Source organism: Wolbachia endosymbiont (group A) of Melieria omissa (assembly GCF_964031125.1).
Taxonomy (GTDB): domain Bacteria; phylum Pseudomonadota; class Alphaproteobacteria; order Rickettsiales; family Anaplasmataceae; genus Wolbachia; species Wolbachia pipientis.
Genome location: NZ_OZ035007.1, coordinates 450,994 through 474,734, shown reverse-complemented (window position 1 = coordinate 474,734; position 23,741 = coordinate 450,994). Strand labels below are relative to the sequence as shown.

General features: G+C 34.2%; 16 protein-coding genes and 4 pseudogenes. 11 read left to right on the top strand and 9 right to left on the bottom strand.

Annotation, left to right across the window (positions count from 1 at the left end):
* The first annotated feature begins 19 nt into the window (after positions 1-19).
* Positions 20-1,300: a M48 family metalloprotease gene (locus ACQH2Q_RS02075; protein WP_425383556.1), complete on the top strand. Its 1,281-nt coding sequence runs from the start codon at positions 20-22 to the stop codon at positions 1,298-1,300.
* Positions 1,301-1,327: 27 nt separating this feature from the next.
* Here ACQH2Q_RS02075 and ACQH2Q_RS02070 read toward each other — a convergent pair whose 3' ends face one another.
* Positions 1,328-1,657 carry a TrbC/VirB2 family protein gene (locus ACQH2Q_RS02070; protein ID WP_155968336.1) on the bottom strand — a complete coding sequence of 110 codons (330 nt, stop codon included), beginning with the start codon at positions 1,655-1,657 and terminating at the stop codon, positions 1,328-1,330.
* Positions 1,658-1,751: 94 nt separating this feature from the next.
* Positions 1,752-2,486, bottom strand: coding sequence for a 3-oxoacyl-[acyl-carrier-protein] reductase (gene fabG, locus ACQH2Q_RS02065; RefSeq protein ID WP_425383555.1), 735 nt, complete (start codon positions 2,484-2,486; stop codon positions 1,752-1,754).
* A gap of 266 nt (positions 2,487-2,752) precedes the next feature.
* On the opposite strand from fabG, the gene ACQH2Q_RS02060 reads away from it, so the two are divergent.
* A complete protein-coding gene (locus tag ACQH2Q_RS02060; RefSeq protein ID WP_174516815.1) occupies positions 2,753-4,273 on the top strand; it encodes an HlyD family type I secretion periplasmic adaptor subunit in 1,521 nt (506 codons plus the stop codon).
* A gap of 142 nt (positions 4,274-4,415) precedes the next feature.
* Positions 4,416-5,502 (top strand): annotated as a pseudogene (locus ACQH2Q_RS02055) (IS3 family transposase).
* Positions 5,503-5,800: 298 nt separating this feature from the next.
* On the opposite strand, the gene ACQH2Q_RS02050 reads toward ACQH2Q_RS02055, so the two are convergent.
* Both ACQH2Q_RS02050 and ACQH2Q_RS02045 read right to left on the bottom strand, forming a co-directional pair.
* Positions 5,801-6,358: a hypothetical protein gene (locus tag ACQH2Q_RS02050; protein ID WP_405196805.1), complete on the bottom strand. Its 558-nt coding sequence runs from the start codon at positions 6,356-6,358 to the stop codon at positions 5,801-5,803.
* A gap of 320 nt (positions 6,359-6,678) precedes the next feature.
* A protein-coding gene (locus ACQH2Q_RS02045) for an IS630 family transposase (protein ID WP_264705388.1) occupies positions 6,679-7,538 on the bottom strand; the annotation gives its coding sequence in 2 pieces (ribosomal slippage) (positions 6,679-7,214 and positions 7,214-7,538; 861 coding nt in all).
* Positions 7,539-7,587: 49 nt separating this feature from the next.
* Between ACQH2Q_RS02045 and ACQH2Q_RS02040 the strand changes: the two genes are divergently transcribed.
* Complete coding sequence (locus ACQH2Q_RS02040) at positions 7,588-11,934, top strand: ankyrin repeat domain-containing protein (protein WP_425383554.1); 4,347 nt, start codon at positions 7,588-7,590, stop codon at positions 11,932-11,934.
* Between the two features lie 337 nt (positions 11,935-12,271).
* On the opposite strand, the gene ACQH2Q_RS02035 is transcribed toward ACQH2Q_RS02040, so the two are convergent.
* Entirely contained in the window at positions 12,272-13,189 is a 918-nt protein-coding gene (locus tag ACQH2Q_RS02035; RefSeq protein ID WP_265024227.1) for an Rpn family recombination-promoting nuclease/putative transposase, read from the bottom strand.
* Positions 13,190-13,309: 120 nt separating this feature from the next.
* Between ACQH2Q_RS02035 and wmk (ACQH2Q_RS02030) the strand changes: the two are divergent.
* The 7 genes and pseudogenes from wmk (ACQH2Q_RS02030) to wmk (ACQH2Q_RS02000) all read left to right on the top strand — a co-directional run.
* A pseudogene (gene wmk, locus ACQH2Q_RS02030) lies at positions 13,310-13,991 on the top strand (WO male-killing family protein Wmk); the annotation flags it as partial.
* Positions 13,992-14,202: 211 nt separating this feature from the next.
* The gene (locus tag ACQH2Q_RS02025; protein WP_211908252.1) at positions 14,203-15,156 is read left to right on the top strand and encodes an IS110 family transposase; all 954 of its coding nucleotides are present in this window, start codon (positions 14,203-14,205) and stop codon (positions 15,154-15,156) included.
* A gap of 194 nt (positions 15,157-15,350) precedes the next feature.
* Positions 15,351-15,578, top strand: a pseudogene (locus ACQH2Q_RS02020) (WO male-killing family protein Wmk); the annotation flags it as partial.
* A 171-nt stretch (positions 15,579-15,749) separates the two neighbouring features.
* Positions 15,750-16,406, top strand: coding sequence for a JAB domain-containing protein (locus ACQH2Q_RS02015; protein ID WP_425383611.1), 657 nt, complete (start codon positions 15,750-15,752; stop codon positions 16,404-16,406).
* Between the two features lie 103 nt (positions 16,407-16,509).
* Entirely contained in the window at positions 16,510-17,688 is a 1,179-nt protein-coding gene (locus ACQH2Q_RS02010; protein WP_425383553.1) for a hypothetical protein, read from the top strand.
* Positions 17,689-17,775: 87 nt separating this feature from the next.
* Positions 17,776-18,690, top strand: coding sequence for a WO male-killing family protein Wmk (gene wmk, locus ACQH2Q_RS02005; RefSeq protein ID WP_425383449.1), 915 nt, complete (start codon positions 17,776-17,778; stop codon positions 18,688-18,690).
* Positions 18,691-18,739: 49 nt separating this feature from the next.
* Complete coding sequence (gene wmk / locus ACQH2Q_RS02000; protein WP_425383552.1) at positions 18,740-19,642, top strand: WO male-killing family protein Wmk; 903 nt, start codon at positions 18,740-18,742, stop codon at positions 19,640-19,642.
* Between the two features lie 54 nt (positions 19,643-19,696).
* Here the strand turns inward: wmk (ACQH2Q_RS02000) and ACQH2Q_RS01995 are convergent.
* The 4 genes and pseudogenes from ACQH2Q_RS01995 to ACQH2Q_RS01980 form a co-directional block, all read right to left on the bottom strand.
* Positions 19,697-20,622, bottom strand: a pseudogene (locus tag ACQH2Q_RS01995) (patatin-like phospholipase family protein).
* A 218-nt stretch (positions 20,623-20,840) separates the two neighbouring features.
* A protein-coding gene (locus tag ACQH2Q_RS01990) for an IS630 family transposase (protein WP_264705388.1) occupies positions 20,841-21,700 on the bottom strand; the annotation gives its coding sequence in 2 pieces (ribosomal slippage) (positions 20,841-21,376 and positions 21,376-21,700; 861 coding nt in all).
* Between the two features lie 25 nt (positions 21,701-21,725).
* Positions 21,726-22,217 (bottom strand): ankyrin repeat domain-containing protein, encoded by a 492-nt coding sequence (locus ACQH2Q_RS01985; protein ID WP_425383551.1) that lies wholly within the window; start codon positions 22,215-22,217, stop codon positions 21,726-21,728.
* A gap of 19 nt (positions 22,218-22,236) precedes the next feature.
* Positions 22,237-23,562: an IS4 family transposase gene (locus ACQH2Q_RS01980; RefSeq protein ID WP_264339118.1), complete on the bottom strand. Its 1,326-nt coding sequence runs from the start codon at positions 23,560-23,562 to the stop codon at positions 22,237-22,239.
* Positions 23,563-23,741 lie beyond the last annotated feature (179 nt).

Genomic DNA, 23,741 nt, shown 5'->3' with positions numbered 1-23,741 from the left:
ATACAAGCACAGAATTTTCATGTTTAGAGTTGCTAAGTTTTTGACCTTATTGTTCTTTTTTGCATATTGTAATAATGCTTACTCTATTAACATTATTAGAGATAGTGAAGTGGAAGCAATAGTGAAAGAGCTAGCGCAACCTTTATTTTCTGCTGCGGATATTGATCATGAGCAAATAAAAGTTTTTATAATTAATGACAATTCGATTAATGCTTTTGTAATTAACAATAACAGTATTTTCATTCATTTAGGACTTTTACAATATTCGGCTAAACCTTATGTCCTGCTTGGTATATTAGCACATGAGATTGCTCACATATCTGCTGGTCATATATTGCAAATGAGTAGTGCTATGGGTTATTTTCAATCGATAGCAATGATTAGTTATATGGTAGGATTAGTTTCTAGTATTATCATTAACCCTCAGGTTGCTGGTGCAATTTTGCTTAGTGGTGTAGCGTTTAGTTCAAGGCTATTTTTTAACTATTCTCAAGAGCAAGAAAGTGTAGCAGATAGCTATGCTTTAAGGTATCTTGATGAATCTGGCTATGATAATTCAGGTATGAAAGAGATTTTTGATTATTTTAAAAGTATTGAGCATGAGAACACCGAGGAATATTTCCGCACTCACCCACTTAGTGAGAAACGTATATTTGCTGTACAAAATTATAAGGTTAAAAACAACGTAAAACCAATTTTTGCGGATAAGTTACTAAAGTTTGAGCGTGTGGTTGCCAAGCTAGACTCTTTCTTTGCTCCTATTCATGTGTTATCTAATAAATATGAAAATAATTCTGAGTATGTAAATGCTATAGTTTGCTATAGGCAAGGAAAGATAGAAGAGGCTATTGCTAAAGTTAATTCATTGATTCAAGAGTCACGCAATGACCCATACCTATATGAATTAAAAGCAGAAATGCTATACAAGGCCGGAAATTTAAGTGAAGCAATAAAAATGTATGAGGAATCGCTTAGGTATTTATCTGAGAAAAACAGTTATTTAGTGAAACTTGCATTATCTCATACTTTATTATTACAAGGTGATGCAAAAAAGGCGATTTTTTACCTGGAGCAGATTTTGAATGTAGAACCAGATAACGCTTTTGTCTGGAAGTATTTAAGCATTGCATATAAATGTGAAGCTGATACGGCAATGCATTATTTTGCCTTGACAAAAAAGGCTTGTATTGAAGGTGATTTAAAGCAATTTACAAAATATGCTGAGCTAGCTGTTAAAACTTTACCAAAAGATAGCCCTTATTTGTTGCAAGTTGAAGATATGAAGCGGTTTAATGGATAACAAAAAAGCATTTCTGCACTTTTTGGATTATTTTTGTCCACACTTTTCCAACATAGTTTTTGCTTCATCGCTTACGTTGGGCATAATTTTCGTTATGATAGTTTTAGCGCCAAAAAATACACCACAGAACATGCCAAGAGCAAAGAGGGCTGGCCACGGCATCCTGCCAAATATTGCAAGCAAAGCTGCACCAATTATTACTACCGTCATAAGTGGACCGCCTATCCCCCAAACATAACCAATAATATTGCATATTACTTTAGTTGTGTCATCCATATCAGGGTCAGCTGCATAACCTGAGAAAGAGAAAAGCAATACTACGCAAAAAACACTAAAAAATTCCATTATAGAGCTCATTTTTTTGCCTCTAAGTAATAAATTAACCTAAACCTACACCTACACATTTTTTATTTTAAAGTAAAAATTATAATTTGTCCATACATAAGTGTTGCTACATAAATAACCCACCATTAATATTGAGCACATGCCCTGTTATATATTTTGCTTCATCACTTGCTAAAAACAAGACCCCTGCTGCTATTTCTTCCCCTGTTCCCATTCTTTTCATTGGAATATTATCTAATATTTTTCCCTTTTGTACTTCATTTAAAACTTCAGTCATTTTAGTATCTATAAACCCAGGAGCAATACAATTTACTGTTATATTACGACTTGCAACTTCTTTTGCTATGGATTTGCTCATAGCTATTATTCCAGCTTTAGACGCCGCATAATTTGCTTGCCCGGCGTTTCCTGTCAGCCCTATTATTGAGGAAATATTTATAATTCTTCCCCAATTATTCTTAATTAGTTTTCTGCATGCTTCTCTACTCAGCTTAAATGTAGAGCTCAAGTTAATATCAATTACTTTTTGCCATGCTTCATCTGTCATTCTCAATAATAAACTGTCTCGCGTAATACCCGCATTGCATACGAGCCCGTCAAAGCCTTCCATCAGCTCACTTGCTCTATTTATTAGTTGATTTACTTCCTCAGCATTTGATAAATCACAAGGGAGTACATGCATGTTTTTTTCATATTGTTTAGCAACTTCTTCGAGCACTTCTTTTTTTGTGCCAGAAATACATAAAGTTGCTCCGGCTTTGTGCATAATTTTTACAATTGCTTGCCCTATTCCGCCTGATGCGCCAGTAATCAGGAACTTTCTGCTTTCCAATTTAAGCATAATAACTTTATATTATCTTAATTCCTAACAGAATATTGACTAGTTGGCAATAGATTTCTTACATAATATAAGTAACTCAGATATTCACAAAATAAAGAAAAAGTTATAATAAAGTTAAACGTCAAAAAATTTTAAAAACATAGTTGATGCAGGAATTGTTACTAAATAGTTTATTCTGGTGCTCTACAGTCTAAATGGAATGCTTAAATTATAGATTCTTTGTTTTTGTGTGTTATCTTGAGTTAACACAAATTCACAGTAGTATTATGATAAGTAAGTTAAAAAAGCTTAGCGCTGGATTTTCTTTGACAGGCTTGATTGGCCATGGTGATAATATAAATATGCAAGGAGCAAAAAATAAAAAGAAGAAGTACCCAAAATTTTTGGATAAGACGTTTGCATTGATTGATGCAGTGATAAATTTTATTTTAAAACGCGAAAGTAATAACGTAAATGAAGTCCTGAAAGTAACATGGGGACCACTATTTTTTGGTCTGGTAGTAATACTCATCTTTTTTGGGATAGGTGGTATTTGGTCGGCTATAGCTCCAATTGACGGTGCGGTGCATGCAAGTGGAGAAGTTATTGTATCTTCAAATAGAAAAATAGTTCAACACTTGGGCGGAGGAATAATAAGCAAAATTTTAGTAAAAGAGGGTCAAGCAGTTAAAAAAGATGAGCCTCTAGTTTTGTTGAGTGATGTTAACGAGAAGGCGAATTTAAGTATCATCAAAGAGAAGCTCTTATCATTTTTAGCAACAGAAGCAAGGCTTCTTGCAATCAGAGTAGATTTGGACACGCTCGAGTTTCCTGATGAGGTTAAAAAATTATCTCACGATGAACTTGTAAATAAAGCGATAAAGAATCAAGTAAAGTTGTTCAACTCTCAGAGAAAGAGCATATTGGGAAAAACAGACATACTGCAACAACGTATAAAGCAGTTAAATGATGAATTAGCGGGGCTAAACTTTCAACTAAATGCAGCTCATAAGCAATATGACTTGATAACTGAGGAGTTGGAAACAAAAAGACAATTACTTGATAGTGGCCATATAAGCAAACCACACATTTTAGCTTTAGAAAAGCAGTTTGCTGAAATTGAAGGCAGAGTTGGACATTACCGTTCTGCAATATCTCAAGTGCAGCAAAAAATTGGAGAGAACGAATTAGAAATTATAAACGTGAGAAATGATTCTCAAGAAAGAGCAAACGCTGAACTTAAGGAAGTTAGTACGTCTATTGCAGACTTGAAAGAGAGACTGATGGTTGCTGAAGATTCATTAGCACGTACAATAATTAAATCGCCTCAAGATGGGATAGTCACAGATATAAGATACCATACTGAAGGTGGTGTTATACAATCTGGAGTTCCGATCATGAGCGTAGTGCCATCGGATGATGACCTAATAATAGATGCTAAAATTCAGACCAGAAACATAGAAGAGATACTGTCAGCACAAAAGAAAGATAGCAACATAGTCTCTATTGATGGGCTAGAAGGGCTAAAGGTTAAAGTTCGTTTAAGTGCTTACAGTGCACGTCGTTTAAGTTTAATTAATGGTATAGTAAGCAATATTTCTCCCGATGCCCTTGATGATCCAAGGCTAGGGCGTTATTATTCAGTACGTGTAGTGATACCAAAACCAGAGCTTGCTCAGTTTAAAAACGTATACCTATACCCTGGTATGCCAGCAGAAGTGTACATAGTTACTCAATCTCGTACTCTTTTATCATTCTTGTTTACGCCTATAATTGCAACAGTCGATAGGTCTTTTATAGAAAGGTAGCTCACTCGTTAAAGTAGTAGTGAAAGTGCCGTAATAAAATTTAGGTACATAATTAGACAATAGGCTTCTTGACCTTACCCAGAAAAAGTGGAGAGAAAGAAAGGAGTTTTTTCGGGTAAAATAAAATTTTGGAGGATTAGAAATGGCAAGAGAATATACGGCAGAATTCAAATTGGAAGCTGTTAAGCTGGCAAATGAACAAAGAAAGGCAGGTCAAACAATTACAAAAATAGCAAAGGATTTAGGAATAAAGGGTGGTTTATTAGGAAAATGGATAAAGAAACACAACGAAAAAAAGTCGGCAGCAGATGCATTTCCAGGTAGAGGTAACATGGCTCCTTACGACAAAGAGAGGTTTGATTTACAAAGCAAGAGTAACAAGGGAAAGAGACATTTAAAAAAAAGCCCTGGCCAGTCAAAAAGAGTAAAATATTTTTTTATATAGTAACTGCTATAAAGTACAGGAATTATGTAGGATTTTCTGCTAGTGGCTACTATAAGTGGACCACAAGAAAAATAAGCAGTAGAGAATCAGCAAATAAAGAGCTACTCGAAGCTATTCAAAAAATATATCAAGTTTCTAAATGTAGATATGGAGCTCCTAAAATTCATGCTGAATTGAAGGCTTTGGGTAAAAGTTGCAATTTGAAAACGGTGCAAAGTATTATGCAGAAAAATGACATCAGGGCTATACTGAGAAGAAAGTTTAAAATTAAAAAACAACAAACAGATAATAGAGCTGTAGCTCCCAATATATTAGATCAAAACTTTATTGTTGATCAACCAAATAAAGTATGGGATTACTTACATCAAAACCAAGGAGGGATGGCTATATTTGGCAGCAATAATTCTCACGTATGGTAGTTAATGAGTAGTGCAATAAATAAACAATTGGTTATGAACTCTTTATTAATGGCCATTAATAGGCGTAAACCTGTTAAAAATCTACTGCTGCACAGTGACCAAGGTTCACAATATACTGCGCAAGGGTATCAATATCTCTTAGCTGTAAAGAATATAGATGAGTAATAAAGGCTGTTGTTACGACAATTCTGTTGCAGAAAGCTTCTTTAGCTCATTGAAAAGAGAAATACTTATTGATACTTCACAACACTCTGCTCAACAAACTAGAACTGCAATATTTGAATACATAGAAATTTTTTATAACAAACAACGTCACTATTAACTATTGCATTCCAGAACAATTTGATGCATCATTCTTTTTGTAAAAAACATTCCAAACTTTCTCTCCACTTTTTCTGGGTAAGGTCAATACCTTTAAGCCCAACACCAAGCTCGAGAAAGTAGAAAGTGTGGAGCAGCCTATTCAGTCTTCTTTGAATCTAACATGAAAGGCTATGCTCAAAAAACTATAAGCGTCCAAGTAATTTTTTAAATAAGATAACTCCTTTAGAATATCTCTTAAGCTATTAACTTAACATCACCATAGGATTTAAAACATTCCCCAAAAAATGTTAAAGCTATTTTAGTAAAATACTCAAAACTTGACCCTAAGCAACTTTGAGTTCATGCTCCTGGTACTCTTGCTTTACCTTCCTGCATAATCGCTTTTGGAGGAAATATATTACTGGATGAAGAACTCACTATATCACCACACTTTAAACCTTTTACCGCTGCTTTGACTCCTTCTGAGACTTTTTTAGATAGACTAATTGTTTCAAAAGATTGACAAAGTTTTCCAGACCTTTCAAAATATCCCTGTTTAATAGCATCGTAGACCCAATATCCACCAAGCGAGCAATTCTCACCTAATTCTTCTTTACAATTTTTGAACTTTTCCAGTATTTCCTTTTTGTTACTAACTTCTACTATTATTTTATCTTGCTTGTCAGGGTACAAATTAACTTCTAATTCTCCTAAACTAGTAGAGAAAGTTAACACTATATTACTATTGTCTGCAAGATTAGTGTAATGCCTTATGCCATTTTCCGTTATAATTTCTACCTCACTTTTACCGATCTTTACTATATCTCTTCCGTATTCTATTTTTCCTTGAGTTAACCCTAAGCTCCTTGCCCCATCTGTTATCTTTGCGACATCTATTATGCTCTTAAATAAGTTCACTACTTATCGTTCTACAGCCAGAATGTCACACAAACGAAAGTTTAATTTGTGCTTACTGTAGACATGGGGTTTTAAATGTGATACCCATGGATGTGAAATCCCACCCCTGAAGATTAGAATTCAAGCAGTTTAGCTTTAACCATATTGATCAGGTGTTGCAAGCCGTTACCTTACACATCTTCAGATAACTCTCGCTTTACATACATGCTCTTGTCCTCCTTCCCTTTCGGGTTAAAGTTAGTTGTTCACCTCGAGGCCATTTATTCTGAACCCCGCTTAGCTCCGCTAAGTATAGCATTTCTCATAATAGTCCGAACAGGTCATAGGAAGGCAGAATCAACAGCACGACGAAAGGATTCGAATAGAGGAATGTTTTTCCTGGCTCTGTTTTTTATAGCAAACCAATGATGCTCAATTTTGTTGAAATCTGGAGAATAAGGCGGCAGATACAAAATTTCTGCACCAACCCCTTTAGCAAGCTCGATAATCTTATCAGACTTATGAAAAGTAGCATTGTCAAGAATGACAGTCTGTCCAGGTTCCAAGATCGGTGTCAAAAATTGCTCAAACCATCCATTAAAAACATCCATATTACAGTGGCCTTCAAAGGTTAACGGAACAACTATCTTTCTTCCACTTAAGGCTGCAACCATACTGATTCGTTGAGTTTTCTTTCCAGATTTTAAGGCATAAAACCGCTGTCCTTTCTGGCAATATCCGTAGGGGTAGTCTTCGGTGTTATCAATGCCAGACTCATCTATATACACTAAGTTTTTAGGTTCTTTTGTCGCTATAATTTTCAAAAATTCAGCACGTTTTTCTTCGTTTCTTTCCTTGTATCCATATGTCTTTTTTTGCGCGTAAATCCAATTTTTTTAAGGGCTCGATAGATCGTTTGGATACTAACGTTGTTCCAAAGTTTAGCCATTTCCGATAGAGTCTTTCCTCCGTGTTCTCTGGCAAATTTGGCAAAGGTATCCCAGTCGGTAATTTTGTGATTGTAACCCCCATTTCCAAGTTTTTTTGATTGAAAGTCTCCTGTTTCTTTTCTTCTTTGCTGCCACTCCCATAAAGTAGTTCTTCCAATCTTAAATCTTGCTGCCACTGTTTCTCTGCTTTCTCCTTCGTCTAGCGCTTCCATTGCTTTTTTTCTTAAATCATAACTATATGCTGCTGGCATTCAACCTCCTTATCATCATCTACCCTTATCCTATCACATCCGGACTTTTATGGAAAGAGCTATAACAACAAATCTTCATCGATTGATCAATGATTATGTTGATAGCAATGTCGATGCTTTCAGGTATAGCTATATTGGAAGGCAAAATAAGACAGATAATGTTTTATGTACATATAATTCTAGGCGCCTTACTAGAAACGATAATCGTGACGTCTTTATAAATAGTGGTGGAGGTTTGAGCAAAAATGAGAAGGATACAGTTGATAATTGTAAAAAAGTAGCTATTGCGCCATACACTAAAGTTACAGGTGCAGAAAATGATTATACCTTTTATATAAAAACCACAGATTACGAGGCTAAAGATTTATATTCAGAAATTGATGTAAAAGGAACGGGAACTGTAATCTTTCCGGAAACTAATCTGCTAGATGATTGTGATGAAATATCTTATTTCTCGACTAATAATACTTTATCTTTAAAAATAGGGCTGGGTCAAGGTAATCAATATACCCTTGATATTACAAATTATATTAAGCAAGGCAGTAATCAACCTAATTTTATGCTGATAGATAAAAATGGTAGTAATATTATTCCTAAAATTGAGAAACTAGAATCATCCATTACAAAAATTAACTCGTTCGAGTTACATACAGAACATTCTCTTGATAGCTTTGATGCTGCAGAAAATCATTACAAGGAAATACTCATTAATAATAAGGACTATAAAGTCTTTGGTGTTGTTAGAGCAAAACTACAAAGCAATAGCGCATTCCAACATATGGTATTTGGTTCTTCAGGAGAAGATATAATAAATTTTGACCAAAGGAGTATGTTTGCTAGAGGTGGAAATGGAAGTGATATGTATGTTATTGATAGCAACACAGAGAAAAGAGAGATTATTATTGATAATAACTCAGATGATAAAAAATTAGATATGTTGGTTATGCCAGAAGTTCCTGAGGAGTTTTCAATTCAACAGTGTAACTTGCATTTAAACTATAGTAATACTCATGTTCAAGTAAGAAATTATCTTAAGGGTAACAGCTATAGGCACCTTATGGTTATGAACAGTAAAGGAGAAACCTTTATTCCTTATGTACAATCAATGTCATGTGCTGGCTCTTCCGTAGAAAGTGGCAAATTATCTCCCTTTTTCCATGCCACACAGACTCAGAATATGTTTTTGTTGCCTAAGGATTTTGAAGGTGATCATGTAGTGATTGATTCTAATCTTGAAGATATCGAGAAATATAAAGATGAAGATGATCTCTTATTAACGAGAGAAGGTGAGATTCCTTTTATTATTAGAGTAGAAGATTTTTATAATGACCAAAGTAAATGGAGAGATGTTAATTTTCTTCTGTGGAACAATGGTAATTTTTTTTCATATTTAGGTTTACAGCAAGAGGTTGATGGAATAATGGACTATCAAGATAAACTTAAGAATGATTATGAAAAAATTATAAAAGAATATGTTATAGATTTCACTAAGTCTATCAGTATCACACATAATCAAGATGGCACTTTAACTTCGGTGGGGCAAGATGAAGAACGCATAGGAGTAGTGATATTAAAAGATATTACTCCAGATCAGATTAGGGTTTCCAGTAGTAATACAGATTTGGTGTTTTCCGACGAAGTATCTAACCATGTAATCAATGTAAAAAATTGGAATAATTCTGAGTCTTATAGGATTTCTACATTGGAATTCGATTTAGGGTTAGAACCAATAATAATCCGGAGATTAGACAGGTTTAGTTTGTCTGATATAGCAGAAATACAAGGTCTGATTAATAAAGCTTCAGAGATTTGCCAAAAGAAGGCTGGGTGCGAAGCTAACATTGAAGCTAAAAATAACGATGGCCAAACACTTTTTCATGTTGCTGCTCAAGAAGGCAAATTGCGTTCTATTAGGTTTCTTATAGGTAAAATTGAAAGTATGAATTTTGAAGATAATTTGTATTCAGAACCTGATGAACTAGTAAAAGCAGTTCGCCAAAGAGAAAGATTAAAGTCTCTCATAAATGAAAAAGATAAGTTCGGTTATACACCGCTGCAATATGCTGCTAAAAATGGCAAGTGGGATATAGTTAATCTTTTCCTTGATAAAACTGCTGAAAGAAATCAAGATGACGTTGCAGATAAAGATAAATTCTCAACAAGCTGGACTACCGTGCACTATGCCGTTTACAATGGTAATATGAGTCTATTTAATGATATATTTCAATTTCTTTCAGATAAAGAAACTATCGTTAATACTAAAGACAGTAGTGATTGGACACCTCTGCACTATGCTGTATATTACAATGCTTTAGATGTGGTAAAATTTCTTGTGAACAAAGGAGCTGATATCAGTGTTAAAGATAAGGATAGTAAAACACCTTTAGACTTAGCTGCTCAAGAGAATAACACAAGTGTAGCAGAGTTTCTAAAGCAAACGGAATTAGATAAAAAATTGTTAGCTGCAGTGCAAGATACAGGTCTTAATGAAGTTAAAGATCTTATTAATCAGAAGGCTAATATTAATGCTAAAGACATGTACGGTTGGACGCCTTTACACTTTGCTGCTTCTCGTAATAAACTTAGTGTAGTTGAGTTTCTCTTCAATAACAATGCTAATATTAATGCTAAAGATGTGTATGGTAATACACCATTACATGTAGCTGCCCAGTACAGTAGTAATCTTGAAATAGTTAAGTTTCTTTTAGACAAGGATATTAGCGGTATTAATAATATAACCAATAATGGTTGGACACCATTGCATGTAGCTATACAAGGAAACAAATTAAATACAGTCGAACTCCTTCTTGGCAGAGGTGCTGACATTGAAGTTAGAGATATTTATAACCAAACATCTTTAGATTTGGCTACTCGAAAAGGTTACCTAGATATAGCAGGAATTTTGAAGCAAGTACAATTAGATAGAAAATTGTTGACTATTGTGGAAAGCGGTGGTTTTAATGAAGCTAAAGGTCTTATTGCTCAGGGTGCTAACATTGATACCAATGACAAGAACGGTAATACACTACTGTATTCAGCTGCTGAAATCGGTGATTTAAACCTAGTTAAACTCCTTCTTGATAACGGTGCTAATATTGAAGCTAAAAACGGAGAATATCAAGCAACTCCATTGCATGGAGCGGTTGAAAACTACAGGATAGATGTAGTCAAATTACTTCTTAATCGTGGTGCAAATGTTAACGCTGAAGACAAAGACAATTGGACACCTTTACATTATGGTGCTGATACCAACAGTCCTGATATAGTAAAAGTTCTTGTCGATGCTCATGCTAATCTTGGTGCTAAAGGTAATTACGGTAAAACACCGCTAGATATTGCGAAAGACAAGGGGCACAATAATATTGTGGAATACTTAGAAAAAAAGCTCAGGGGAGGAAGAGGAGAACGCAAACGCCGTCATCACCATGGAGATCACAATTCTCATAACTTATCACGCAAACCCCTTGCTATAGACCAACCTCAGATAGCAACAAGCAGTGGCGCAAAACCATCTTCATGGATAAATGATTTATTTAGTCGGGTGAAAAGCTCTGTAGGTAGATTATTGAGTTCTAAATCTGAGGGGACTGCAAGTTCATTATCACAAGTTGATGGGCAATTTGCCAAAGCGTCGATAAGTAATAGTAGTTTCACAGGTACCACACTACCATCTGATGGTACAGATAAAAGACAAGAAAATGGAGGTTTCTTTCGAGACAACGTCGATTATGTAAATGCAAATCTAAAACGAATGTGTGAAAGGCAAGCACCTGTTAAATTTAAGCCTAAGGATAGAAATACAATATTAGAAATGGGAGATCACTATCTATCACAGGTTGACTTTAATGGTACAATAACTTTATTTGACTTATTGATTAGAAGGGTTACAGGTCAAAAGTATATTTCTACAATAGATCAGTCTATATCTCCACTAGAGGCACAGGAATATACACTCAATATTACAAAGGGATTTGAGAAAGTAGTAGAGCAAGCTGGATTAAAAAGTGGTGTGTCAATGCATCGATTAAATATTGATTTTGTGGAAATACAGAAAGAAGTTACAGGAAAAATCATGAGTGGTAAATTTGATGAGATTTCGGGGATTTTCAACTCATATGTAGAGAAAGCATGTTCTGGTAAAGAAGCTGGTAAATTAAGTCCGAAGAAATTTGAAAAGTTTATAGCTCAATTTAATAAGGGTCTGCTAAATCAATCAATAGAGCAGATATTACACAACAGAGGTGGTAGATTAGAAGTTGATGGTACAAAAAAACAGCAGATAAGTTTAGAGCCTCAAAGTTATTTAAGTAATGCTTCAGTTCACAGCCATTCAGAAGTATCAACTTGTCTTTCTGAGATAGGAGTAACCAAGCTTGGAGGTAATATCAATAGGTAGGTTATAATATAAGAGGTGCAGCTATAAAATGCCAAGTAGTGGAAAATTTAAAGTGAAGGTAGCCAAAATAATTAGGGATACCAGACCAAGTTTGATGGTCCTAATACTAAAATGGATGAAGTAGACATTAAATGCTAAGTGGTTAATGTGTTTTCCATATTGAACTTATAGCACATAGCTTTGATATAGAAGTTTGGGTAACGTTATGATAGTAATTTATATAATTCTATGTGCAATCTTTATAGCTGTTTTAGACAGTTCATTAGACTCTTAATTATAGGATATGTTTAACTGAGGAAAGATTTTCATAAATGTTGAAGTGAATAAGTTGTAGTATTTATGTTTTTTCCCTGAGTTGTAAAATTTCAGAATGAGAGAGACCGGTAATTTGAGCTATAACATCTATAGGGACACTGGCCTTGAGTGAGTTTTTGGCTACTTCAATATCCCTTTCTTTGCGACCTTCCACTCTGCCTTTTTCATGGCCGATTTGGATGCCTTCTTGTCTACCTTTGTGAGTAGCATCATCGAGTTTTTGTTCCAAGATAGCAGCTTCTTTCTGTAAATCCATTACCCTTTCTTCATAAGCTAGGAGATCCTTCTCATTCCAATGAAACTTATCTAACTCATCATATGCTAATTTTATTATTGGTGATTTTTCTGCTATTCTTCTCAAATCTTCATCAGTTGTTTCTTCTGCATATTTAAAGAAAAATAGCCAACGGTCTATTACATTTTCTAGCTGCTCTTCCCTGCTTTTAGGAAACTTTGGCAGCTCAATGAAGATAAATTGAAAATCTTTTAAGTCATGCTCGTTAGTTTTTTCATCTCTTATGGTATGGCTAGATATATAATCAAGCTTATCAGGAAATAAATTACAATTAGAAATAGCAATAAAGAAAACCTTCTTTAAATCAATATACTTACCACCTTTATCAGCTTGCCTCGAGTAAGCCTTAGCAGCATAAAGTTGAGCGCGTTTTTCAAAGCCTTTATCACGAGCGAGTTGCATCTCAATCACGTATCTGGCCCCAGTGGAATCTCTGCACAGGACATCAACAATACTCTGCTTATCAGAGGCAATTTCAGGATCCATAATGGTGCTAAGGAATTCGACATCTTGTATAGTATTTATTTCAGTAAATCCCAAAATATCATTCAAAAAATGGATAAGGATATTCTTATTTTTTTCAGTACCAAAAATTTTCTTAAAGGTCAGGTCCAGCTTTGGATCGAGAAACTTAGAAAGAGCCATGAGAAAGTAAGATAAAAAGCATTGATAATTATACACAATTGTGAAGAAATATTCAACTAAAATGCAAACATAGAAGTTTTTGTATATCTTTGTTTGGTAGTATTAACATGTATAATATTTATGGCAAACATCTCAATAAGGTATCAGATAGCACAAAAAGTAAGGAACTGGAGGTTAAAGCGAGGATATACTCAAAAAGATTTAGCGAAGAAAGTCAGTGTAACGTATCAAGTAGTACTACAATATGAAAAAGGAACACGTAAAATTTCGATTGAAAAGTTGTATGCTATAGCAGAGATATTGTCGATTGGTATTGTAGACCTAATTCCTGTATCAAATGAAAAAATCTGTCTTGAAGATGAGGGAGAAGAAATACTAAATCTAGTAAGAGAATATAAAAAGATTAATGATCAAGAGTTACGTAAGATATTTTGTTTACTAACCAAGTTTGTTCAAATTAGTGAGAAAAGTAGTAAAAAAGCAGAGAAAATAAAAATTGCAAAGGGTCTGGTTAAAGGAGGAGTTTCTGTTGATATTGTTGCAAAAACAATTGGTCTCTCTGCTGATGAATGTGTTGAAGAAAAAGGAGGTTCTATTTACTGCCAAATAGGAAAGAAGATAAAAGAATGGAAGAGAGTATACTCAAAAGGATTTGGCTGAGAAAATGGATACAACACGTGACGAAATAAGCAACTATGAGCAAGGACGTGTGGCCATTCCACTGGAAAAATTATATGCAATAGCAGAAACATTATCAATTAGCATTACAGATCTGCTCATAGAGGAAGATTGTAAGTTAAAAACATGATATAAATGAAGTAAGAGGGAAGATAACTCTACTCACTATAGGAATAGAGTTATCACGGGCGTGTGCGACCGAAAACCAATTGGTATTACAACCGTTTGTATCAAGGTACACTAGCCCTATCTCTCGATACGTTTGAATAGTTGTTTGGGAAATATATATACGCCCGTTTACAATCTTAAATTAACTAAAACTATCGAGGTTTATTATGGTTACATCTTATCAAAATTTTATTGGCATTGACATCGGAAAATTTAAAAATGTTGCTGCAGTTTACAACCAAAATAACATTATCAAGTTCGACAATAATGCTGATGGTTGGCAACTGTTGTTTAAAAAGTTTTCAGATATCTTACCTAATTCTTTGGTAACTTTAGAAAATACAGGCAAATATGAGCTTGGTTTATCACATTTTCTTGTTGGCAAGAATATTGCAGTACATCAAGCAAATACTCGAAAAGTAAAAAGTTTTATCTTGTCTCACGGAACTTTAGCAAAGTCTGATAAATCAGATGCGATGGCTCTTGCTCAATACGGATGTGAACGCCATAAAACTCTCTCTCTATTTGTACCTACTTCAAAAGAACAATCAACTCTAGCTGCACTGTGTCAACGTCGTGATGACATTACGCAAATGAGAACTCAGGAAAAGTGTAGACTGGAAGCTCCTGAAAATGACCATATAAAGGAAAGTTGCCAGAAGACCATTGAATTTTTCAATAATCAAATAAACGAACTCAATGACACTATACAAAAAATTATTGATGAAAGCCATGAGCTACAACAACGTCAAAAAATCCTTAAAACAGTTCCTGGAATAGGCAAAAAGTTATCACAAGATTTTTTGTGTTTAATGCCAGAGCTTGGCTACTTAAGTAGAAAAGAAGTAGCAAGTCTTGCCGGAGTAGCACCTCATCCTAAGGAAAGTGGTAAAGCTGTTGGTTACCGAAGGATTATGGGCGGTAGAAGTAATGTTCGTTCAAAGCTCTTCATATCAGCCATAGCTGTTACAAAGTCAAAATCTGTACTTGGTGCCTTTTATTCTAAGCTTGTTGAAAGTGGTAAGAAGAAGATGGTGGCTATAACAGCTCTTATGCGTAAAATTATAGTAATTGCTAATGCAAGACTTAAAGCAGCAATTGCTTCACACAGTAGCAACTGACAATGAATATGTGAATAAGTACGTCCACACAAACTTAAAGTACTTATTCACATATTCATTGGCTTAAGCAGGCAATAGCTGTTTGACATAAAATTCTATTCCTATGACGAATGGATTTTTATTACCTACATGATTGGATCAAGTTGCAAAATTACACAATAAAAAATTTTTTAAAAAACATAGTTGATGAGATAGTAGAAGATGAGCTACCTGATTTAATAAAAGAATACAAAAAAATTGGGAGTCAAGAATTACGCTATGCGCTAATAAAATCTCTGTTTGAAAGCATACAAATTTGCGAAGAGAAAGTGAAAAGAGCAGAAAAGATGAAAATTGCAAAAGATTTAGTGAAAGGAGTAATTCCAATCAACATTATTTTGCAAACTGTAGGAATCTCTTTAGACGAAATTCAACAAGTTTAAAATAAAAAAATCATCATATATTAATATATTCACTTCTTAATGAAAAAATAAGCAAAAAAGATTGAAAAATTGATTTGACTTCACTCGAAAGCTATGGCTTTATGCCAATGCTGATAAAAAGACAGCAGTAAATATCTAAAAAAAGTTTGTTGTTAGTGAAGGGTAAATTATATAAATAAAAGTAAAGAAGAAATAGAATTCAGAATATTAGAAAGCAAAGGCAAAGCACTACTTGATCGTGAAATAATGGAAACATTTCTAAGTGCAGTACATGAAAGGTCACAAGCTCAAGAAATTGCTAAAAATCTGGTGAACACTTATACGGGAGTAGGAAGGATTTTAGGTAGAGAAATGGATGACCTGAAAGTGATAGAAGGAGTAACTGATTCTGCAGTAGCAATGATTATGTGTGTTAAGGAAACGCTAGAAAGGGTACTGAGAGAAAAGCTCAAGAGTGAGCCAATAATGGACTTACAAGGGCTAGTAGAATATTTGAACGTAAGTATAGGACACTCAGAAAGGGAATGTGTAAAAATACTGTACTTGAATAAAAGGCGCCAATTAATCGGAGAAGAATCCTATATTGGTGAAATGGAAAAAGCACCGGTATACATAAAGGAGATTATAAAAAAAGCATTAATAAAAAATGCAACATTAATAATAATGTCACATAACCATCCTGGAGGAAGCTTAGAGCCGTCAGAAGAAGATCAAGCAGTAACAAAGGGCTTAGCAGCAGCGTGTAGTACTGTAAGCGTTAGATTATTTGATCACATTATCATCACAAGTGGTGGTTATTTTAGCTTTAGAGAAAACGGATTGTTATAGTAGAAAGTATTTGCAAATCTACTCACTATAATTTATAATGAGTAATAGAATATATAAACTAAGGTTTATATACTTAAAAAGTATTTTTAATAGTGAGGATAATATGGGTAAGAAAATAATTGTACCTTTTGATGATCAAGAAGGAGGTACTTACGAGTTAAACATTGATCTTGATAGATTATCGAAGGGTGAAATATCAAATTCTATTAGAGGTATTGGTCGTACTAGCCAGCAGCCTACCTTTGTGAGCAAAATTAATAAGGCTAAAAAGCTTGGAGAAGTGCCCTCCCCTGATAGAGACGTTCAAATCAACTACGGAAAAGGGCTCGACTACATATATGGTACAAAACCTTTAAATGATCAAGAAGATAAAAATCCATTTGCTTCAGCTTTGCAAAAAATAAAGCCAAGTATAAGCGAAAGCGAAAAGTTGAGCTGGTTTAAAAGTGAAGTGGTAGAGGCAAAAAACGTAAATGAATTGCACAAAACTATAGACCAAGTACTAGCCTCTGGAGCAAGAATAAATGCATATAACGATGGGGAATGGAGCATTGCAGAGTATGTAGTATTGGGTACACATTTTCATAAATTTGATAAGACTGATCGAAAAAAGATAATGCGTAAATTAATGCTAAGTGGTGCAGAGTTTCATGATACTCTACTGCAGAATAAACTGATAGGTGAAATCTATAATGAGCTACAGCCAGAAGTTCAGCCACAGATAGATAAGCAACTAGAAGAGCTAGAGGAAGCTGGCGAAAATGCTGTGCAAGAAGGAGAATTAATAGATGTTGAGATAGATAATACAACATCGTATATAGAATTTTCTGGGAATAGTAAGGTAGAGGTAGCCAAAATACTGGAAGCAAACAGAAAGTTAGGAAGTAATATTTTAAAAATTGGCAATGATGCAGTTGAGGTTAGAAGGGAGCAAGGAGGTGCAAGAAATTACGTTGATGTATCAGATGGTAGCTCTGTTGTGTTAGAATTTCCTACAAGCATTGGTAAGCTAAATGTTATATTGTACCACGATGTAAAAAAATATGATCAAGTACAAGTCAGAGTAGAAAACAAGGAAATGTGGGCTGAATTACAACAAATAGGGGAAGAAATTGGAAAAAATTGCCTTTTCGGGGGAGTAAAACTTAAAGAAGCAGTAGAGAAAGGTAGTTTCACTAGATGTGGCATATGGAGTGAAAAGCAGAAGGAAGTAAGTGAAAAATTGTTTTCATGGGCAGACAAAGTACGTGAAAATAGTAAAGAAACTTGTAGGGCACTTTAATTCATCAATTTAAAGGTTCCAGAGTCTAGCTATTATATCTGGAGCCTTTGAGCTATAATAGAAAATATTATATGCAAGGTTCTTTTTGTGGAAAGAAGTTTAGACTATGAAGTAGGGCAAAAAGTAAAAAATTGGAGGTTAGAGCGAGGGTACACTCAGAAAGATTTAGCTGAGAAAATTGGTGTAAAATACTGGGTAATACTGCAATATGAGAAAGGGAATCGTAGAATTTCAATCGAAAGGTTGTACGCTATAGCAGGTGCATTGTCAGTAAGTATTACCGATCTCATTACTGCATCAAAGGAGAAAATCGGCTTTAAAAATGAGGAAGGAGAAATATTAAATCTAGTAAGAGAATATAAAAAGATTAATGATCAGGAGTTACGTAAGATGTTTTGTTTATTAACTAAATTTGTCAAAGTTAGTGAAAAAAGTAGTAAAAAATCAGAAAAAATAAAAATTGCAAAGGGTTTGGTTAAAGCAGGAGTTTCTGTTGATATTGTTGCAAAAACAATTGGTCTGCCTGCTGATGAATGTATTGAAGAAAAAGTTGGTTCTATATACTGCCAAATAGGAAAAAAGATAAAAGAATGGAGGCTCGTGAGAGAGTATACTCAAAAGGATTTAGCAGAGAAAATGAATACAACACGTGACGAAATAAGCAACTATGAACAAGGAAGGACTGCTGTTCCACTTGATAAATTATATGAAATGGCAGAAGCGTTATCGATTAATATTACAGATCTACTAATAGAGAAAGATGAAGGTAGTACAGTGGAAAATGAGCTACCGAATTTGATTAAAGAATACAAAGAAATTGAGAGCCAAGAACTACGTCATGCACTAATAAAATCTTTGTTTGAAGGGATACGTATTTGTGAGGAGAAAGTGAGAGAGATAGAAAGGATTAAAGTTGCAAAGGATCTAGTAAAAGGGGGAATTTCTATTGATACTATTTTGCAAGCGGTAGGTTTATCTATTGATATGGTTTTAGATGGATAGCTCGTAAAAAAATTATAGCAATAAAGTTTTTTTCTTAAATGGAGGATAAATGTTTGTTTCTGCAAGCAATGTTAGTTACGGAATAGGGCAAAGAATAGAAAATTGTAGGTTAATGCGAGGGCATACTCAAATAGGATTAGCAAGTCAAATAGGTTTAACATACCAAGAAGTAAACAGCTATGAAGATGGGTATATTCCTATTCCAATTGAAGTACTATATATAATAGCAAGAGTATTATCAGTTGACGTTGTAGATTTATTACCTGAACCAGTAATAGTAAGGGAAGACAGCTATGAAGACGAGGAAATACTCTATCTAACGAAAATATACGAGAATCAAAAGTTAGGCAAAATAGTACCTTCATTAGTCAGGTTTGTTCATATTAGCGAAAAAATTAATCAAGAAGAGGCAAGGTTGGAAATAGCAAAAAATCTAGTGAAAGAAGGGGTTTCAGTTGACATAATTTCCCAAGCAACCGGCTTATCTATTTACGAGTATGATAATACAGAGAAAGAAGTCTGCACTGATTCTATATACTACAGAATAGGGCAAAGAATAAGAGAATGGAGGTTGATAAGGAGATATACTCAAAAAGATTTGGCGAATAAAGTTGATTTAACGCTCAAGGAAATACACGAGTATGAAATAGGATACACTGCCATATCATTTGACAAATTATATCAAATAGCAGAACAATTATCAGTGAATATTAAAGTTCTGCTACCTAAAACAAATGAAGATAGTGAACTACTCACTTTACTAAGAAAAACTGAAGAGCAGGAATTAGTGAATGGATTAGTAAAATTTTTATCTAGGAGTATGAAGGATAGTAAAGAAAAGGTTAAAAAAATAGAAAAAATCAAAGTTGCGAAAAATCTAGCAAAGGCAGGTGTTTCTACTGATGTTATTTTGCGAGCAAGTGGCCTAACTGCTGATGAGTGTGAAAATTGAATTGTGTTAAAGACGGTACTGAGAAATATTACATTAAGATATAAGTAAAGATAGTTATATATTTAACACTTCTATGCAGAATTTCTCTATCACTTTTTGATTGTCCTCTATCATTTTACTTGCCTCTTGCTGAAGAGATTTGATATTTTTTGATGTAATATTATCCATGTCAGGTGATGCTATTTTTAATTGCGATTGTATGCGTATATATTTATCACCTATAACTTGATCAAGTTGGTAATTTACTGAATCTAAACTTGAGGCAAACATCACATGTAATAGTGGTTTTATCCAGCCTATTTTCCAAATCTCTTTGAATTGGCATACTCTATGCTTCTATCTGTTCTTCCAGTACCTATCGATAACAGTAGAATATCATCATTTGGAAATAACCTCTTACCACTTGCATATGCACAAGCCGCTGGATTATTGGCAAATACCCCGCCATCCACTAATACCATTTCCTTGTGGTTGATTTTAAGATATTTAGGTGCAAAGTAAGTAGGTGCAGAAGTTGTAGCTCGTAATGCATCTTTCAATTTGATAAAATTTCTATCTTCTTTCCAGCTCTTAAAAAAGAAAGGATGGTTGTTATGAATATCATAACTGGTAAGCAGTACATTACTTAAAGTGTTTTGTAGAGTATCATCACCAAAATATTTATCCAGTACAAATTCAATATTTTTATGTGAATATTGTGCACAATTAAACCAAGAAAATATTGATCTTCTCAAAAATGAAGATTTAAAAATATATGACCCGTATTCTTGGTAAAACTCAACTAAATCATTGGCTGAATATTGAGGTTTATCTTTTTTACATAATCCAGCTACAACAATTCCACCGGTTGAGGTCCCTGCCATAAGATCAAAGATTTCAGCTATCGGTTTTCTTGCTCTCTTTTCTATTTCTGCTAGAATAATGGCTGGTATTATGCCCCTTATGCCTCCTCCGTCAACTGAAAGGATGTATTTTTTCATGATTAGATATTTATTAATTCTGTTAACTTGCTCACTTTTATCAGGTTGTGTTACCTGTCCAAAAACTACAGTCTGTTTTACACCTAGGGAAAATTGTGCCGAACAAATAACCAATGCTATAGATCAAGCTCAAAAATCCATATTAATTCAGGCATATCAATTTACTTCAAAGCCTATTGCACAATCTTTATAGCATTTCTCATAATAGTCCGAACAGGTCATAGGAAGGCAGAATCAACAGCACGACGAAAGGATTCGAATAGAGGAATGTTTTTCCTGGCTCTGTTTTTTATAGCAAACCAATGATGCTCAATTTTGTTGAAATCTGGAGAATAAGGCGGCAGATACAAAATTTCTGCACCAACCCCTTTAGCAAGCTCGATAATCTTATCAGACTTATGAAAAGTAGCATTGTCAAGAATGACAGTCTGTCCAGGTTCCAAGATCGGTGTCAAAAATTGCTCAAACCATCCATTAAAAACATCCATATTACAGTGGCCTTCAAAGGTTAACGGAACAACTATCTTTCTTCCACTTAAGGCTGCAACCATACTGATTCGTTGAGTTTTCTTTCCAGATTTTAAGGCATAAAACCGCTGTCCTTTCTGGCAATATCCGTAGGGGTAGTCTTCGGTGTTATCAATGCCAGACTCATCTATATACACTAAGTTTTTAGGTTCTTTTGTCGCTATAATTTTCAAAAATTCAGCACGTTTTTCTTCGTTTCTTTCCTTGTATCCATATGTCTTTTTTTGCGCGTAAATCCAATTTTTTTAAGGGCTCGATAGATCGTTTGGATACTAACGTTGTTCCAAAGTTTAGCCATTTCCGATAGAGTCTTTCCTCCGTGTTCTCTGGCAAATTTGGCAAAGGTATCCCAGTCGGTAATTTTGTGATTGTAACCCCCATTTCCAAGTTTTTTTGATTGAAAGTCTCCTGTTTCTTTTCTTCTTTGCTGCCACTCCCATAAAGTAGTTCTTCCAATCTTAAATCTTGCTGCCACTGTTTCTCTGCTTTCTCCTTCGTCTAGCGCTTCCATTGCTTTTTTTCTTAAATCATAACTATATGCTGCTGGCATTCAACCTCCTTATCATCATCTACCCTTATCCTATCACATCCGGACTTTTATGGAAAGAGCTATAACTAATCTCTTTATTGAAACGTGTTTTATCTATACCTTCTCTTCCTCCTTTACAGATACTGAAGAGTCGTAAACTACCTTCCAAAGCATTGTGATCAATTGCAGAGGCACGTTGCCTTCTGTATAAAATTGGCGCTCCTTCCACGCAAACACTTCCGAAGTAACGAGCAATAGGGGAATGGATACATGCACTTAAAAAATTAGTAAGAGGGTTACAAGTGTTCACACCATTCCTACCTTCAAGCAGTCTAACTACATCTAATTTTTTATACGAATCAGCATAATATAAAGGATCCCGATCATAACAGTCCTTAGCATCAATTATAGCATCACATTCAAGAAGAAGTTTAGCTACATCTAAATGACCTTCCCTAGCAGCATAATGTAAAGGTGTTCTAGCTTTTTCATCCATGGCCTCAACTTTAGCACCTTGGCTTATAAGAAAGCTAACCATACCCTCCATACGCGTCAAGTTAAGAGATTGTGAGCAAATTTAGAGAGGTTAAAGTGGATACTCTAGCCCTTCTACGTTTGTCTTTTAATGAAAATCGCGACCAAGTTATAGTGAGTTTTTTAAGAAATGCTTTTAAACTATTAATTTTGGTTAATACTAAAAATAACTCTCTAACCCGCCTTTTTAGCTCAATAAATGCCTTTGTTAAGCTAAGTTCTGTATTCTTTTTCACTTCTGTGCAACCAACTATGCCGTGAAATATAAGAATTGCGCACAATTTAGCATATAGTTCACATAATACTCTGCATGGCTTTCCTTTTAGCTTATCAAGCCTGATATGGCTTTTATACAATTTAAATAATAACTCAATTTGCCACCTTACTCTGTAAATCGTTAATACTTGCTCAGCACTAATTTTATTTTCTGGAACATTAGTTATAAATATTGACCAGTTCAACAATTTTTGATTTCTTTTAGAGGATGTATATCCCTGCGATCTTGCTAATCTATTAGCTTTCCTTCTTCTGGCCATAGACTGTTCTTCAGTTAGTTTCTGACATATAATTCTTACTCTAATTTTTGCTTCTTTTCCTAACAATACCTCGTTTTCTAAAAATAACTTATCCTCTAAACATTCTAATAACTCCATTTTTTGATTTGTTTCTACATCATATATGTTGGTATCGGATTTATAACGACTTATGAAATAAGCTCCTATTTCATTGATTTGTTTAAAAGAACTTGGCACAAAATAACCGAGATCAGATATTAGCAAATCATTGCTTAATATATTACTTAAATGTTTCCTATATCCCTGGTCTGATCTTACCCCCTCCGTTAAATTAAGTTGGTCTATTATCTGATTCATGTAGTCGAAAACTAATTGTAACTTTATTCCAGACTTAGTATTGCTTTCATAGCCACTGTAGCTAGTACCATAACCTTTATACATCTCTTCCATACTGTTAGGTAGAGTAATATAGCTACTGTCCAATAATTTAACACTATTAAATTGCTGTAAGATTTTGCAATCAACTTGCAAGATATTTTTAAAGAGAATCACAGATTCATTATACATCCTTTTCATAAATTCCACTGCTTCTTCAGTAAATCTAAAATCCAAACCTTGTTTTGTTATATCTATCGAGTCCTCGTTTAGTAATTGACACATTGTTTCTACGCTACAATTATCAACTCCTATATTACCCAAGACCATGGCTTTTACGAATGATGAACCTTTTAGCTTTCTCTTTCTTTTTATAAACCTTGTTGTAATTGAGATTTTCTCTGCTTTTTCATTAAAAAATTCTTTGAGCTTTTTTGATAAGCAAGTTATTTTATTCATTGGTTCTCTCACTAAAAGTATATCTGGGAGAACTTATACCTTATTATTCTATCTCTTTCATACCTTTATTTCCTTAACTTGACGCGTATGGTATTTTGAGCTGACCTGTGATTCATCTAGGATAACCCTAATATCAATACCACGTTTTTTTGCTCTAATTATAGCTCTTTCCATAAAAG